At 37.3% G+C, this 17,368-nt stretch carries 14 protein-coding genes; 5 read left to right on the top strand and 9 right to left on the bottom strand.

The genetic code is table 11. From position 1 onward, the window contains the following. Positions 1-475: 475 nt before the first annotated feature. From H9626_RS08985 to H9626_RS08965, 5 genes are all read left to right on the top strand, one after another. Positions 476-784, top strand: coding sequence for a plasmid mobilization protein (locus tag H9626_RS08985; protein ID WP_191710271.1), 309 nt, complete (start codon positions 476-478; stop codon positions 782-784). After that, complete coding sequence (locus tag H9626_RS08980; RefSeq protein WP_191710270.1) at positions 781-2,181, top strand: relaxase/mobilization nuclease domain-containing protein; 1,401 nt, start codon at positions 781-783, stop codon at positions 2,179-2,181. The genes H9626_RS08985 and H9626_RS08980 overlap by 4 nt, the downstream gene beginning before the upstream one ends. Before the next feature lie 32 nt (positions 2,182-2,213). Next, positions 2,214-3,188, top strand: a complete 975-nt coding sequence (locus H9626_RS08975; protein WP_191710269.1) for a hypothetical protein — start codon at positions 2,214-2,216, stop codon at positions 3,186-3,188. A gap of 414 nt (positions 3,189-3,602) precedes the next feature. Beyond that, on the top strand, positions 3,603-3,779 hold the full coding sequence (locus H9626_RS08970) for a hypothetical protein (RefSeq protein WP_191710268.1): 177 nt from the start codon (positions 3,603-3,605) through the stop codon (positions 3,777-3,779). 69 nt (positions 3,780-3,848) lie between these two features. Then, complete coding sequence (locus H9626_RS08965; RefSeq protein WP_225230943.1) at positions 3,849-5,150, top strand: radical SAM protein; 1,302 nt, start codon at positions 3,849-3,851, stop codon at positions 5,148-5,150. A gap of 253 nt (positions 5,151-5,403) precedes the next feature. On the opposite strand, the gene H9626_RS08960 is transcribed toward H9626_RS08965, so the two are convergent. The 9 genes from H9626_RS08960 to H9626_RS08920 form a co-directional block, all read right to left on the bottom strand. Next, positions 5,404-7,731 carry a carboxypeptidase regulatory-like domain-containing protein gene (locus H9626_RS08960; RefSeq protein WP_191710266.1) on the bottom strand — a complete coding sequence of 776 codons (2,328 nt, stop codon included), beginning with the start codon at positions 7,729-7,731 and terminating at the stop codon, positions 5,404-5,406. Positions 7,732-7,750: 19 nt separating this feature from the next. After that, complete coding sequence (locus H9626_RS08955; RefSeq protein WP_191710265.1) at positions 7,751-10,060, bottom strand: outer membrane beta-barrel protein; 2,310 nt, start codon at positions 10,058-10,060, stop codon at positions 7,751-7,753. 10 nt (positions 10,061-10,070) lie between these two features. Continuing rightward, on the bottom strand, positions 10,071-11,294 hold the full coding sequence (locus H9626_RS08950) for a radical SAM/SPASM domain-containing protein (RefSeq protein ID WP_225230942.1): 1,224 nt from the start codon (positions 11,292-11,294) through the stop codon (positions 10,071-10,073). 175 nt (positions 11,295-11,469) lie between these two features. Beyond that, the gene (locus H9626_RS08945; protein ID WP_191710263.1) at positions 11,470-11,637 is read right to left on the bottom strand and encodes a hypothetical protein; all 168 of its coding nucleotides are present in this window, start codon (positions 11,635-11,637) and stop codon (positions 11,470-11,472) included. Between the two features lie 96 nt (positions 11,638-11,733). Further along, the gene (locus tag H9626_RS08940) at positions 11,734-13,224 is read right to left on the bottom strand and encodes a radical SAM protein (RefSeq protein WP_191710262.1); all 1,491 of its coding nucleotides are present in this window, start codon (positions 13,222-13,224) and stop codon (positions 11,734-11,736) included. Then, the gene (locus tag H9626_RS08935; RefSeq protein WP_191710261.1) at positions 13,211-13,432 is read right to left on the bottom strand and encodes a hypothetical protein; all 222 of its coding nucleotides are present in this window, start codon (positions 13,430-13,432) and stop codon (positions 13,211-13,213) included. The genes H9626_RS08940 and H9626_RS08935 overlap by 14 nt, the downstream gene beginning before the upstream one ends. A gap of 7 nt (positions 13,433-13,439) precedes the next feature. Further along, positions 13,440-14,582: an HlyD family secretion protein gene (locus tag H9626_RS08930; protein ID WP_191710260.1), complete on the bottom strand. Its 1,143-nt coding sequence runs from the start codon at positions 14,580-14,582 to the stop codon at positions 13,440-13,442. A gap of 6 nt (positions 14,583-14,588) precedes the next feature. After that, entirely contained in the window at positions 14,589-16,787 is a 2,199-nt protein-coding gene (locus H9626_RS08925; protein ID WP_191710259.1) for a peptidase domain-containing ABC transporter, read from the bottom strand. Positions 16,788-16,896: 109 nt separating this feature from the next. After that, a complete protein-coding gene (locus tag H9626_RS08920) occupies positions 16,897-17,142 on the bottom strand; it encodes a hypothetical protein (RefSeq protein WP_191710258.1) in 246 nt (81 codons plus the stop codon). Positions 17,143-17,368 lie beyond the last annotated feature (226 nt).

Here is a 17,368-nt window from a genome sequence, read left to right as displayed (position 1 = left end):
ATTTATTTCTTTATCAACAACGAAATTTAGCTATTTCTTAGTATCTTGATTAATTACGTAATTTATAAAGTAAATAAGAATAAAATTAAGTAATCAATTTATTACATTCTTATATATATTCGTAATTAATTAATTAATATATTACATACTTATATAATTAATTAAGTAAGTAACTATATTACATAAGCAACTAAGTAATATTTGCTATTTGTATAAGATGAAACTATGATATGATGTAACATTGTTACTTTGTTGCATTTGTATTGTGCAGGCTTGTATATTGACTGTGTATTCTTAATGCAGGTTAAGAAATCGGCAACAAATCATCGTATGTTTTTACATATTGAAATATATCATTATCTTTGTGAAATGCAAGGTATGTTTTTGTATATACAAAATCCTTGCGACAGCCGAGCAGTCGAAATCCGTTCGCTTTGCTCACCCATGCGGTTACAGTATTAACAGATAGTATGCAATGAAAGAAAACAAGACGAAAAGTATAGTCATTCGCATGACAGAAGAGGAAAAGGATAAACTGGTTAAACGGGCTAACTCAGTTGGTAAATCCGTTTCTTCATACATTCGTGAAGTGTCTTTACAAGGTAATTTAACTACTAAAACAGACATTCAAACGGTGTATGAACTGAAGAAGATTGGAGCTAATATCAACCAGTTGGTGAAGTATGTGATTATGCTTCCTGTAGATGAAAACATACGGAAATCCTTAACTCGTATGAATGAATACCTTTCGGATATTGACCGTATAAAACAGAATCTTTTATGATAGCAGAGATACAGCCTTCGTTTTCTTCTTCGGCTGTAATGGTACGTAAAGTAGCTTATCAGCTTACGAAGATAGAGCAAGGTGACGCACGGGTATTGTTCACCTCGACAGGTGACGGACTGCAAACCATACCGGAATATATGCAGTTGATAGCAAGAATGAATGAACGGGTAAAACTGACCTATGCCGAGTTTATCCTTAGCTTATTTCCCGGAGAAACGCTTACAGATAAGAAATGGCTTTCGCTGACCAATGAATACGTCCAACGGATGGGATACGGTAAATGCTGTTACGCCGTTGTATTGAATACTGATAAAGCTCATCAGCATGTGCATGTCCTTCTGACTACGGTAGACGAAGATGGAAGAAGCGTTCCTTCAGGCAATAACTTCCGCCGTTCGGAAAAGATCTCCCGTGAACTGGAACGTAAATACGGATTGACACCGGTAGAGAACGGTCATTCTGCCAAAACCACTTTAGGGGAATCCCATTATCGTATTTATTATTTTGATGCAGCCATGAAAAAGGCTTTGCGCAGTTATGCTTACCGGGATAAGGTTTCGTCCTTGCTACGTCATGCGGATGCCTTGCAGTCTTCCGGAAAACCGATTAATGAAATTACGTTATCCAATGAAGAATGGCTGGTTCTGCTTGGTGATGAGTTATATGATGATCTTTTCCATATACTGGAAAAAGGAGGATTCTTCAAGCCTTTGCTTAAAGACGAACTGCTTCATCAGCTTGACCGCGTGTATGCCTTTTCTGAGAATACGGCAGATTTCCGAAAGAATCTGGAGCATGAAGGACTGTATATGCGTTTGGTCACGAAGAAAGACAAGTCTTATTATGTCTATGGCATGAAAGACACATCCTTCTATGTCAAAGATACCTCACTGCCCATGAAATACCGTTTCGGACATATCCGCTTTGACGATAAGGGCATGAGTTCCGATGAGCAGAAACACTATCTCTATGACCATGTGTTCATGGCATTGAACGGTTCGGACAGTTACCGGCAGTTTAAGGAAAAGCTGGAGCAGGAAGGCATTCAGGTGCAGGAACATGAGAATGCAAGCGGTGTATATGGCATCTCGTTCGGCATGTCCGGCATTGACAGCCCTCAAATGTTCAAGGGCTCTGACATTTCTCGCAAGCTGACCTACCGGAATATACAAAAGCATTTTGACGGTATGGCAGCAGGGATGTCGCCGCATATTGATAGGGTAGGGGAGTTCCGTGAAAGGGTGGAACGGGAATCAATGTATATGCAGCATGGTTCGATTCCTTATATACCAGATGTGGAAGTAACGGGCGGCAGCAAGAAGCCTGATGAGGATGATTTCATCCCGTCCAAGAAAAAGAAGAAATGCAAGAATGAGCAAGGCTTTTCCTTGTGACAGATGTAAATAATTATTAAACTTAAAATACGATGAATTACCGTACTATTCTAAATGATTACCTGCCCATCGAGCAGGGAGATTTTATGTTAAGGTATAAGATAAACGGCAGGGGATATGTGCTGTTCTCTCCGAAAAAGGATGTGGTCTCCTGCATCGAATTGTATAACTTCTCAGAGATAAGCCCCATGCAGTTGGCCTTGTTGCTGACCTTTCAGCCCAAAGACGAACAAGATGAGTTTTCCTTTTCCGCAAGCTGTACGAAGGAACAGATCATTGATTATTTGTTTGATGTGGAGGAAAGTCAAGGTTGTGCGAAAATTCGCCATACTTCCGGTTTGCAGGGGTACCTGCTGTATGATTTGGCAAAAGCGGATAAAGTTAGAAACCTTTTCCAGTTCGATCTGGAGAAAAAAGAATCTCGTCTGTTGTTTAACAATAGGAACTGTGCCGCTTCTTTGCATGGGGATTGTCAGGGCAGCGTCATCCACTTGTGTTGGAATCCTTGTGTGTTCCACTCCATTGAAAAGGGGGGAGAACCGGATGCACCGGCTTACCTGTTGGCTTCTTCTTCTCCCGTTGTATGCGGTTACGTGCTGAAGCAGATAGAAAAGTGCTTTTCCTCTGTGGAGAAAGAAAAGCGTATCATCGGCATTCATGTAGGGGATGAGGTATCTGAAGCCTTTGATTTTATATGTTATTATGTCCGTAATGTGCAGGATGATTATGCCGTAATCGTTGAAAAGAGAGATGGAATGGTCATTTTAGAAATGTTGCAATGGAATCCTATCCGCTTGGCTAACCTTGTGGCTGCATTGAATAAAACGGTTTCCGAACAGATAAAGAAGCGTTATCCGGATATGGATGCTTGTGATATCAGACCGTTTGCTTGTCTCTCTTTTGCTCGGAAATCGTTTGTTTATTTTCCGGATGTAAAGATGTGTCAGGATGTGTTTTTAAGGTTGTATGTAAGAATTGTGAAATCAATGAATTTCTACTTATTATGATATTAGATATTATATTGAATAAGGTTTTGGAACCACTGACAACCAATAGCCCTGTTTCTTGTTCTGTATAAATTCTATGTAAAATTGAATAGAAAATAAAGTTTTTCAAGTTCTTCTCCTTTATAAAGGAGTAAATGAGTATTCTTATGTTGCTGATTAGTAAATTCTAAATTTGACAAAGAAGTTTTCCTCTGCCAATAAAATCAAGCAGGTCCATGATATATGTCTGTTGTTATCAACTTATATACTGCGTAAGGTATCTTGATACTTTGAACTTTGATAACTTTGCAACATCCTGATATTCATATAAATAAAAATGTAATCAGAAGAAACTTCAAAACTCTTACTAGCGGATTCTCTGTTTGTACATTTGCTATGTCAAAGAAATTATTGTTTAATTTAAAATTTGAAAAAATGAAACCAGAAGAATCTACACAGAAAAAAGATGTGAGAGAAGAAAATGATGCACTCAAGGAAGAAAAACTTACAGAGCAAGAGAAGGAACAGTTGGAAGGAGGTGTGAAAGCTGAAGATTTAACTTCAAATACCCAGAATCCAGATATAAACATCGTCAATTGCCACGGGTGTTGATTTTTACTGAATTTATTATGTAATTTAATCATGGGAGGGATAGAATGTCCTTCCCTTTTTTCTATGAATATGAAAGATAGTAAATATAATACTTTTTTTGAATATAACCATAAGATAATTGGTTATAATACACTTTACAATACTTGTCTAACATTGACACCTGAAGTGTATGGATTGTTAAAAGAAAAGTTTTTCCTAAACCTGAGTATGGCAGCGTTATACAGTGAAAAGATCAATAATTTATTGTCAGACAATAAATTTATTATTGATGAAAATATTGATGAAAGTTCAATTATCGATGATATATTAAAACGAAGCAAAGGTGACAAATCTTTACTTTATATTATCATAAATCCAACTTTAAATTGTAACTTCAATTGTTGGTACTGTTACGAAACACATGTTAGAAAAAGTAAAATATCTGCTGCTACTATTCAAAGTATTATCAAGTATATAAAAATAGAATTTGACACAAATAGTGAATTGAAAAATATTAGAATAGACTGGTTTGGAGGAGAGCCTCTTATGTATAAAGACATTATATATACTTTCCTTTCTGACTTGCAAGAAATAACTAAGAATTCTAACGTAAATGTAGTTTCGAACTTTACAACAAACGGTTATTTAATTACAGAAAAGTTCTTGGATTTTTGTCAAGAGCATCATGTAAAACGATTTCAAATAACCCTAGATGGTAATAGGATGAGTCACAATAAGGTGAAATTTCTTAAAGGGAACCATAATACTTACGATCAAATACTACAGAACATCAAGTTATGCCTTAAAAAGGGATTTGAGGTTTCTGTTAGATATAATATATCTCAAAAGACGGAAATTATTTATCAAGAAATTATATCTGATTTTAGTGGTTTGGCAAAAAATGAAATTCAAAATCTAAGATTCTCGATTCATGCAGTCTGGCAAGATTCAGACAAGCTGGAGGTATTAACCAAAGTTGATGAGATTGTTTCTAAACTTAGAGAACATAATTATATATGCGTAACTCCAGATTCATGTCCAAATACAATTTTTAATCCTTGTTATGCCGATAAGAAAAATCAGTTTATAGTAAACTACGATGCTCGTGTGTTTAAATGTACGGCAAGAAACTTTTCAACATCCCCTAATGAGGGAATTCTTTTGGAGAATGGAACAATCCAATGGCTAAGAAAAGAATTGGAAAAAGAATATATTCAGAATAGTACGGGATGCTTGTCTTGTTCGATTTTTCCAATATGTAACAGAGGCTGTTATCAAAAAAGAAAAGAAGTAGATGCTGATTATTGTTTTTATGGTACTAACGCCCAGAAAATGGAACATGCTAAAAGAATTGTTATTGAGAAACTCTATTGGAGTCATTTAAATATTTAATCAAAATTCAATCAATCTTAAATACTTAGCTGTTTATCATTCAGATACTATATTACTACAAACCATAAATCATCAAGGCTCATCAAATTCAAAAGCAATTGAATTTCGATAAAATAATCTAAGAGAGAATAAGATTTTGCTTAAAAACGCGAATTAAGGTATAAAGCCATACAGAATCCTCTATTACCCTTTGTTGATTTACTATTAGGGGAATAAGGGGATTCTGTATTAAAATATATTTTTGGAGATAGTGTTACATAACAATACCAGTTTCCCGGTCTACATTGTTCGTGGTCTTGGTTCCTGCATGGTGTTTCTTTCCCACACTGAAATCCCATGACAGAGTGAGCAGGAACATGTTTCCGTTATCCTTTATGAAAGACCAAGTTTCTTTCCGCACCTCATTGCTCAGCAATTTCGTGCCACCGCTCCATCCTTTGGGCTTAAAGGGATAAAGCATACCGGCACCCACATTGAAGTGCTTGATTTTGTATGAACATTGAAGCATACAGTTTTTCTCACCGTAACTGACCGTTTCACCGAACAAGGTGTTATAACGGCTGGAGACAACCGCATAAGCCGAGAACTTTTTATAAGTGAATGACAAATTGCCGCCACCATACCATGCGTTGAAGGTATGCAGATAGGCATTTCCTTTCGACTCGTATCTGTTCACACCACCATAGAGACTGAGTGAAAGCATATCAGGAACAATGTCCACATTGGCATAGAGCTGCCCGTTCAACCTTGAAAAACGGTCTTGGTTATCCACACCATACTCGAACAGATAGCTGCCGTCTTGCTGTGACACCCTGCTTACCTCTTCCATGATTGGATTCTTGCTGAAATAATAGCCTCCTTTCAGCTGCAAGTCCACCCATTTGTTTCCCCATGAAAGCTGAAGCGTATTGCTGTAAGAACGGTATGGCTTCAGATTGGGATTACCACGGTTGACCTCTATATCCGTAAGCTGCTGACGGATGTCACTGAGTGATGACAGCGACGGCACATTCGGTGTGCTGGAAAACACATATTTAAGAGTCGCTCCTTCAAACAGTTTGTAGGATAATGAGACCGAAGGGCGGAACATATAGAACGAATACCCTTTTCCGGATTCATCATAGCTTTGCCTTGAAAGGCCTACGCCCAATAGGTAGCTTAGTTTCTTCCATTTTCCATTCACCTGCACATAACCGTACAAGTCCGAACTGTGCATCCCATCCGTCTGGTTTACGTCACCCTTGTACTTATTATGGGTGTACGCCAGCGTGTATTTCAACCCGCCGCTTAAAGCCACGTCCTTGAAGTTCTTCTTGTAAATACCTTCACCAATCAATGAATATCTTTTTCCATCCGTACTGTAGATGTATTCAGAATATGGAGTGCCTCCTTCGCTGAGCGCTTCATTGTAGTTCCGTTCAAAGTCGGAACTGATATAGGTCCCTACCACATTCAGTAGGAATTCCTGCTTCTTGGGTAGCGACACTTTTCCATACAGGTCCAAGGAAGGTGAATTGGAATTATTGATTTTCTTTGTAAAACTATAGATGTCGTTTTTGCCTTCCTCCCGGATAATCTGACCGTAATCGTTATGGGGAGAACGGAAAATATTGTCCGTGAAAGAGGCATTGAATACATATCTTTCCGGTTTGGTCAGATTATAATTCAACTCCAGGTAATGGTCGGCGTAATTGAAAGGAGTAGTTATACCTTTCAGATAACGGTTGCGGTTTCCATCCGGAAGGCTGAAAGACTGGTCCTCATCCACAAAACGGTCATTATAGTCACGATAGCTCACATAGTAGTTGAAACCGAACTCCGACAGCTTATGATTGACCTTGATATACACATTGTCATTGCCGAAACCGGTCGTAACGGCATTGGTCAGATTGAATCCTCCCGCAACGCCCGACTCCCTGCGCTTCACTACAAAGTTGATGACGGCTTCCACATCCGTATTGGCATACCGCATATCCGGATTGTCAATGTATTCTACCCTCAGCACCTCGTCTGGTCTCAGAGCTTGGACCTGTGCGGTAGATGCTTCAATATCGTTGATTCTCAACTGCACACGTCCTCCGCTTACGGTCGAAATACTTCTTTCCATACTGTTCACCTTCAGCCCCGGAAGCTGCATGTGACCCAGCAACTCATAACCGGACGTAGCCGCTTTGATCTGTCTGGAAGAAGGGATGACAATCTGCCGGTCTATTTTTTCCACCACATTACTGCCTGTTACCGTTACGCCTTTTAAAGCCACGGCGTCCTGCACCAACCGGATATCTCCTAAGTTTATTTTCCGATCCAGATTTTCTAATAGTATGGACTGCGGCTGGTAACCTATGTATGAAACCTGCAACAGGTAGCTTCGGGAAGATAAATCCTTCAGGATAAAGTTTCCTTTGTCGTCCGAAGTAGCCCCATCCACAAATACCGAATCCGGCAATGACAGCAGCACCACATTGGCGTAGGGCAACGGCTGGCTGTTCTCGTCAATCAGTTTTCCACTTATGGTTTGTGCCGATACACTAACTGAAATAAGTGTACAAACCAATATTAATAACGTTCTGATAGTTCTCATTTTTACAGTCTTAATCAATTTACATACGGCTCTTTTGGCTGTTTCCGGCTCCCGTTCCCTTGTACTTGCTCTTTGCTGCATTAAGTTTGTAACGGACTGTCACCGCAAACTCCTGTCTGTCCCATACGCTTTTTTGATACAGATAATAGTCACCGCTATACATGCTATAGCTTATCTTATTCGTATTGAAAATGTCATTGCCTCTTAATTCAACACTCAAAGCATCATTCAAGAAACTCTTTCTGAGCGACACGTTCACATAGCCGTTCGGTTTTTCAAAATAAATATTCTGTGTAGCACCTGCACTCTGTATATATGAATCAAGACCTAACATAAAGCCAAGTGGCAATTCCCAAGTATTATTGAATGAAGCGGTAAATAGGGGATTATCCAAAGTTTTCGATTCCTTAAAAAAATCTATGGTAAGCCACTGCTTTTGCATACCAATACCCAGCATAGGAGACCAGCACCCGATTTTAGGGGAGGCGGACAGAAATGCGGCAAACATAGGAACAGACTTATCCCAGTTGCGTTGACTCAGCATGGTCAGTGAGGCATCTTCATTTACCAGTTCTCCCCAATTAAGAATCCAGTCCTTTGTCTGAGAGTAGGACAATGATATCTGTAGGAATCTCCAGACACCGGAAAGTGTCAGGTCGTGTATAATGGTAGGACGAAGTGTGGGATTGCCTTTTTGAAGGGTAAATCGGTCTGAATAAAATATATTGTTACTCAACTCGCTGTAAGTCGGTCGTTGGGTTTTTGCCGTGTAGCTCAACTGTGTCTGCACTTTTCCCAATTGAGTTGAGAATGAAATATTCGGAAAGAAGTTATCAAATGTACGGCTTTGTTCGTCCACATGCTTGCCATCTTCATAATAGTCAAACTTGACATGCTCATACCTCAATCCAAGCGACCAGTCACCCCACGGAAAACTGTGGTTATACTCCGCATATCCGGCAGCATTGAGTTCCTCAATCTTACTGAATGAAGACGGCACGTAGTTTTCTTCGTTCAAATAGTCGTCATTTCTATGGGTATAGGTTACTTCACTGCCCACGGCAAAAGCACCTCCACCCAATGGGAGTGACAAAGTCAGCTTTCCTGCCACAAGCCGGTTCTTTACACGATTGGCAGAATGAACATCACGGCTTTCCGAAGTCTGGCTGGTTTCCTGAAATACGGAGTTGCTACGCTTGCCATTCTGAAGATAATCGGCATTGAAATCGAGATTCATATCTCCGAATTGTCCGTTATAGTATGCATTCAGTTCATGGTCGGGATCGTAATGATAGTAATCACAACTGTTTACCTTTATGTTGTCGTAGAATACATTGTCAACATTTATATCGGTTTCTTTAGAAAGCGGATTTTCTTCATTCAGGGTCTTTCCTGCCTTATATTTCATACCGAAAGCATGATTGTCATTCAGCTGATAATTGAATCCGACATTGCCGTTTAGCATCTTTGAATAAAACTCGCCATTGCTCTTCATATCATGATTCCAAACTTTTGTTCCTCTTTCTTCCAGTTTCATACTGAAATCCTGCCAGCTTTCCATCTGATTATAATATATAGAACCGAAAATATCCAAATTATCATGCCGGTAATTGAAGTTTGCCTGTTCTATCAAATCCGTATTCTTCGACTGATAATAGCTGGAGCGCAAATTGAATCCGAAACCATCCCCTTGACGTTTAACCGTTTGAATACGGACAACAGCTTTTACGGTTGCGTCATATCTTGAACCGGGATTACGGATAACCTGTACATTCTTGATTTCATCAGAGTTAAGTTGCTCAAGCTCAGATAAGTCATGCAGTTTTCTGCCGTTTATATATATAAGAGGTGTTCCTTTCCCGAAAACCTCAAATGCATCCTGCTTTTTGGTAATACCCGGTATTTTGGTCAATACATCATTGGCAGAACCAGCCTTGCTCAACACACTGTTCTCCACATTTGTCACCATAGCATCACCTTTCATGCGGGTCACAGGTAAATTACCATTAACAACAACTTCACTCAATAGATTAATATCTTCTTGCATCACAATAGTTACCGGAGAATTTGTATGAGCTTTTGTTATTGGTAAAAAACCAAGACATGAAACTCTAAGTATATTTTCATCAGTAAATGGTCCTATACTAAAGTTTCCATTTTCATCACTTATCGTTCCTTGAACAAAAGAAGAATCACAACGATTCAATAACACAACATTGGCAAAACTTATAGGATTTCCACTCTCATCAATTAAAGAACCTGAAATACTCTGAGCCTTAATTATAAATGTATTGAATAATAATACCAATAATGTAACTAACTTTCTCATATTTCAATTTTTAACGCATTTCTAAAAAAGTCTCTAGATATTTTGTCAAGCCTTCACTATCTATTGAACAATTATTATATGGCACTTTACGTTCCAACGATCTAACCCTAGAAAGATTACATCCACCATTACATATAGGTAAATAAGTACATTTACGGCAATTAGCGTCAGCAAACTTATCGGAACCAACCATAAATCTGGAAAAAATATCATAATTAGTAATTCCATTTACCAAATTTCCAACAGAACGTTCGTGTATACCAACATCTGCCCAACATTTATATAAATATCCCAAAGGATCTATTACAAATGAATTGTTATTTGTACAAGTATATAAACTACAATCTCTTTGAGGATAGATAAATTTTTTCTTAACTATACCATTTTGGGCTAAATTTACCATAAAATCATTTTTCTCTTTGGTTGATAATTCCTGTGAACATTGTTTATTGCAGTTAGAATAATAGCTATTATCAACGATAAAAGAATGATAAATAGAACAGTTTTTATCTTTCCACCTTTCTGACAGTTCATTATAAAGGTCTACATATTCATCTTTATTTAATAATCCAATATTAGTCCTAACACCAATGCAACAATTAGGCATTAGTTCCAAAGCCATATCAATATTTTCAACAATCTTCTCAAAAGAAGATCCCCCATTTTTTAAGACGCGGGTTTTATTGTGAGTAAATTTATTACCATCAATCGTAATTTGTAAATAATTTAGTTTTTTAGATGCAAGATAACTACAAATATCCTCATTTAAAAGGTATCCATTTGAAACCATGGAAGATGATGATATTGGTAGTTTAGATTCGCTCTCAAATTTAGAATATATTTGTTTGATAGTCTCAAATGCAAGAAGAGGTTCTCCACCATGCCAATCTAAAGTTATAGACTTACACTTACCTACATATTTGTTGATAAAATTAACCAATTGAGATTGAACAACCTCCGACATAACATTAGTAGGTAATTTTTTTTCATAACAATAAGGGCACGCAAAATTACATGCCAATGTTGGACATAAAACCAAGCCTAACGAAGTGGATGCAAAGGAATCTTTACGCTTTTTATATTCCATTTTTTCTATATAATTACTATCCTCTTGCTCCGATACAAGAACTTTTGCATTAACAAAATACGTATAATCTGTTTCACTCAGTAGAAACTTTGCACGATCAGGATTTTTACGAATTTTCAAAAGTTTGTCATAACTTTCTTTATCCAATTTTATTAAGGATAACATTCTTGTATTATGAAGATAATAACCTATTTTCTTTGAATAGAAAAGGAAATTAAATTGTGACCATTTCATAAGCCCATAAATCAATAATTAATAAGAAAGAAGGTACATCTTTTGATGCACCTTCGCATATTAGCTATAACTTTTAACGAGGCTCCTCTTATCTTTTCGCATCTTCAAGAGCAAGCTTTCCAGAAATACAAATGTTAAGTTTACCACCTTCAACTTCTTCTTCCATCTCATTTGTAAGTACATCTTCTGCAGGAACAATTTCTTCTTTCTTTAAATCATTTTCTTCTTTAACCTTTTTTTGATTCAAATTTTCCATAATACCTCAGTTTTAAAATTATTATAATAGTTTGTCTATCACAAAACAAATGTACACCTTTACAATCCGCTACTAAGAGTTTCTCCCAAAACATAATCAATATCCAATATAATTTTTCATTTTATCCGCAAACTCACATCTTGGGTCAGGGTAATCATAATTATCTTTTCCGTATGCTTTCATAATATCTACCCAACAACGGTTATTGTGCTCAAAACATTCTTTATTCAATGTGCATTCGTAACATTTACTTGTTGGACGGATATCATTCCAGGCTCTATATGCCAAAAATTTTGCTCGTTTAGAATTCCAAACGCTGCTCAAACTGTTATTGCATACATCTCCTATGATAAAATATGGATGCCAGTAAAGTTGCTCGCAAATGGTTACCTTTCCATCAGGCAATATGAAAAACTGCATACTTAAAGCCGAACATTTATTCCCTTTAAAATATTTACTTCCTCCTTGGTCAGAATAGTATTCCTTGTTCAATGTGTTTTCGTCTATTGCGACATTAATCTTCGAGTATTTAACAGTTTCTTTTAGTTCCTCAAATAGCTTATTCAGTTGCTCATGAGAAGGTTTTAATGAATGGAAATCTTTTAATTGAGAATTTAATGAATCATGTACAGTAACGATATTCCATGTTGTAATATTTTTAAGTTTTGAAAGGAAACTGAATAATTCAGTCATTATCTTTATATCTGAATTATACGTTGTCAAGACCGTTGATACTTGAAATTTTAATCCGCTGTCATCCAATAGCATTATACCATTTATAACAGATTTCAGATAATCATTACCTACATTCAAGGATGATTTTAATACATCACTATTTAATGAATCTAAGGATATCTGTATAATACCTTTATATCCTGTCCATAATAGAGCATCTATTATATTAGAAGTTAAAGGCATTTTGGTGGATATATACTCAGTTTCTACTTTATAATCAACAGTTTTCTTTAATATCAATGCCCAATCAGGATGTAAAAAAATCTCACCACCTATAAGATTGACGCTTTTCATCTGAAGTTTTCCTGCTTCTTCTATTAATTCACATATACGTTCTGTTGATAGTCTATTCATAATTCTGGTATGTGTATCAGCATAGCAGTAATTACAGTGAGTTACACACCTGTTCGTTAACATTAAAGTTATTGACAATGGTGCGTTATATAATCTTCGACTAATAAGATCTAAATCATGACAAATAAAACTGTCAGGAGAAAGTGCTAAATATGTATCGTTTTGTGATGCTTTTACCAACACATTCTTGGGGAATATTATTTCTGTGTTATGCCAATGTGTACTCAACAATTTATCATTATTTATAAACGGGATAACATAGCGTTCTATTTCAGATTCTGTACGATGGAAATATTGACTTAAAAGCGTGATATTCTCTTTCAAGTTTCGCTTATAGGTAAAAAATCCAAGCATTATGGCTTGTAATGGATGAATGAAACCGTACCAGTTGTTTGAACTTTTTCCATTAGTATGGAACTTAGAAAACAAAAGAATACGTCTCGTATCATTCCGAAGGTGATAATGTGGATTCAATATGTATATGTCATTGTTTGTCATTTGTCTTTTTTATTACAATATTTCTGCCAAAACATCCTAAACCACAGGATTCTTCCACATGCTCCTGTTCTTTATCACGGTCAACACCACCCTGAACACCGAATAACTCATCCAGTCCTAACATTTCATCGTCATGTATACTTGAGTGATTGTTTCTTTCTAAGGCGTTTATAGCCTTGTTTTTCATGCGTTTGCTTTTCTTTTCCATAATGTTATTATTTTAAAAGTTGATAGATCGGACCAAAGATTCTGCTCAATATACTACGGCTTGAAGTGACTATTTCTGCCTGACCAGCTAATCCTACTTCATAATCAATTTCATATTTTGAAGTTGTATACATTCCATTAGTTAGTTCCACTTCAACAGCATAATTCTTACTTGAAGGAACATAGGTCACGGAACTCACTTCACCTATCAGATATCCATACGTGTGCGTTGGGTATTTTGATAATTCAATGTTTACCTTATCTCCTTGGGCTATATCAGCCACTTGATGTTGGTTTAGTTTAATATGACCTTTAGGATGCCCTTTATATTCTGATATAACCGAACAGATTGTATCACCTACAGCTACACGGTTGTTTATGCTCCAGCCTTTTCCCAGCAGTACTCTTCCATCGTTTGTACTTTTTATTAGATATCTGTTCTCCCACGATTTCAGGCTGTTTACCATTCTTTCGTATGCCAGTTCAAGTAATCTCTTGTTTTTGGCTGTTTCCATTTTATGTTCCAGTTCCATTTCAAACAAGTTTCTTCTTGCATTCAGGATTGCAAGTTCATTATTAGTTGAGTCTTTCATCAGTATTCTTATTTCTTGTTTGAGATAATTCCTTCTATAATCATACGCATTGTATTTACTGGCAAAGACATTGGCACGTACAGCTTCCGTGAATTGCTCATACGAGGAAGACATTTCTCCCATAATCAGATCAAACGGATAGTCATCAAGAAGCGAAGGATCGTCTGTCCTATAGAACCACTCGACACGTGTCAATACCTTGCAGAACTTTTTTACATCACCGAGAGATGCCGTATTACGTATTATACCTAAGGTGTCATTTCTCTTTACTTTTTCCCCATCTGTTACAAAGAAATCATCGATTATCCCATCTTCATTGGCCATTATCCACTCTGTTTTTGAAAAGTCATCAATAGATATATCTGTTGTAACTACATCCGGGTACTTGAATACATAACTTCCTGCTAGTAACACTATTATAAGACCATACACGATATAGCTACCTGTATGAATCAGCCAGTTTGGCATGTCACCAAGCATATCACTCGAACTCTCTCGCGAATATAGCTCTATGTTCTCACCCGCAGGTTGCTTCTTTTCATCAGTTTCTTCTTTCATATTGATTTACGCATTAAGTTCCAACTGATTCTTCACCAGTCTATAGTAGTCTCCTTGCTTTGAAATCAATGATTCATGATTTCCTTTCTCGGTGATTACTCCGTCTTTCAATACTACTATCTGGTCTGCATTTCTCACTGTACTAAGGCGGTGCGCCACTACGACAACAGTCTTGTCCTCAAAGAACTGATTTAGATTCTCCTGTATTGTTTTTTCATTGTCCGTATCCAAGGCATTAGTTGCTTCATCAAAGAACAGGTAATCCGGATTTCTGTATATTGCTCTGGCGATCAGTATACGTTGCTTCTGCCCTTGACTTAAGCCTTGTCCGGTACTTCCAATTCTGGTATTATACCTTAAAGGGAGTGATTCTATAAAGTCTTTTATATTTGCCATCTTTACCGCATACAATAGCCTTTCCCGGTCTATAACATCTGCATCCGGTGCTATGTTATTAGCTATAGTATCGCTGAATATGAATCCTTCCTGCATTACCACACCACAGTGTTTACGCCATTCTTTGAAGCTGATTCTTTGTAGGGGTGTCTCACCGACTATTATATTTCCCTCTGTAGGTGGATAGAATCCGAGCATCAGCTTTATCAGTGTCGTTTTTCCGCTACCGCTCAGTCCTACAATTGCCGTTGTTTTTCCTGCTGGGATATCCAGATCAATGCCTTTTATGATACGCTTGGATTTCTCCGAACCATAGGTGAACTGTAGTCCTCTTAATGAGATAGAATCTTTTCCTGAGACTTGATTTACCGTTTGCATTGATTCAGACTCTTCATTCTCCTTTCCATGTATTTCCCCAAGCCTTTCTAAGCTCAGCGTTGCATCCTGTGACTGTTGCATGAAATATACAAACTGTTCAACAGGCCCCTGCATTTGACCGATAATGTATTGTATGGAGAGCATGATACCAAGTGTTATATCACCATTCAATACTGCCGTAGCAGACATTACGGTTATCAGTATGTTTTTCACCTCGTTGATCAATACAGCACCAACCTGTTGCCATTGCCCAAGATTCAGCGAGCGGAGGTTTATTCTAAATAACGAAGCCTGTATATTTTCCCATTCCCATCGTTTCTGCCTCTCACACCCAAGTAGCTTGATATCCTGCATTCCATACACCAATTGCATCAGATTATCTTGATTCAGTGCCATTTGTTCAAAGTTTTTTCTGTTCAGGTCTGCACGTTTCTTCATGAACAGTTTTACCCATCCTATATAGAATATGCTGAAGGCCAGGAACACAAGGAATATTTTCCAACTATATATGGCCAGTACAATACCGAAAATGGTTATGGTCAGAACAGAGAATAAAATATTCAATACCGATTGTGTCAGAAAAACTTCTATGGTTCTGTGATCTTCTATACGCCTTATCAGGTCACCGGCAAGTTTACTGTCAAAGAAACGCATTGGTAGTTTCATTAGTTTGACTAGAAAATCCGATATGAGAGCTACGTTGACTCTTGTACTTATATGTAACAGTATGCATCGCCGGATTACTTCTATCAGCGTCCTGCTGAATACAAGCATCAGCTGGGCTACCAGTATTAGTTCTATGAAGCTCATGTTCCTGTGTCCGATACCCTGATCCACTATTGTCTGTGTTAGGAATGGGAATATAAGCTGTAGGATACTGCCTCCAAGTATGCCAAGAAATAGTTGCATTATCATTTTCTTGTATGGTCGTACATAACGGGACAGATACCATAGCGACAGTTTCTCATACCTTATCGGCTCTGTTTCATAGAATTGCGGTGTTGTTTCTACCAGCATCGCAATGCCTTTTTCTATACCTCCTTGGCGTGTACTTATCCAGCATTTTTTCAGTTCTTCTTCCTCATACTTCAGTAGACCGTAGGCCGGATCGGCTATATGGAAATATGTTTTCCCTTTCGATCTTTCTACTTTATATAATACTACAAAGTGCATCTGATTCCAGTGTAGGATACAAGGCAGCTTAGACTGCTGCTTCAGTTTGTCTATAGTCGTACGTATTCCGGTTGTACGTAGCCCTATACTTTCTGCTGCCTCACTTATTCCCAGGAGATTCACTCCTGTGCGCTGGATATAGGAATTCTCGCGAAGTTGTTGTACGGAATATTTTTTCCCGTAATATCTCGCTATCATGCGCAAGCAGGTGGGACCACAGTCCATAGCATCAAGCTGTCTGTAAAATGGAAATTTCATATTTTTTATTTTTTATGCAAATATCCATTCTTACAATCCGCTCGCAGGATATTCTAAAATAGAAAAGCATGATAATTGTCCAGTTATCATGCTTTTCTATTTTTGTATACTATTTCTTATGAAATAATGTAGTCTCCAATACCGAGAACAGGTCTTCTCCGTCATAATAATAAGTTTGTCGGTATTTATCGTACAAGATATCCACTTTTAAGTCATATCTGAAATAGTTCAGATATTTGCCTAACTGTGATTTTGACAATCCTACTTTCTTAGCAAACTTTTCTGGTGTGCCAGTACCTTGCCTGTATATTTGGTTATGAATGGCACAGAGCTTTTCAAAAGAAATTATTCTCATGGCATTCATTTTTCAAATTGGCTCCATACCCTATCATTAGGATTAGGACTGGTTAATACTATAGTGTAAATTCCATTATCGGGCAAATCTGAAACTGAGAGTGTAATTTGTACTGAATTTTCTTTTGAGACATTACCAGCTATCAATACATCGTAAGCATTCGGTAAACCACGTTGCAAATTTTGTGAATTAGTTCCGAATCGGTGTTATTTGTAGTCGATTCGGA

The organism is Phocaeicola faecium, assembly GCF_014837055.1.
Taxonomy (GTDB): domain Bacteria; phylum Bacteroidota; class Bacteroidia; order Bacteroidales; family Bacteroidaceae; genus Phocaeicola; species Phocaeicola gallinarum.
Note: the sequence above shows the minus strand (reverse complement) of the source record. Positions and strands in the feature narration are given on the sequence as shown.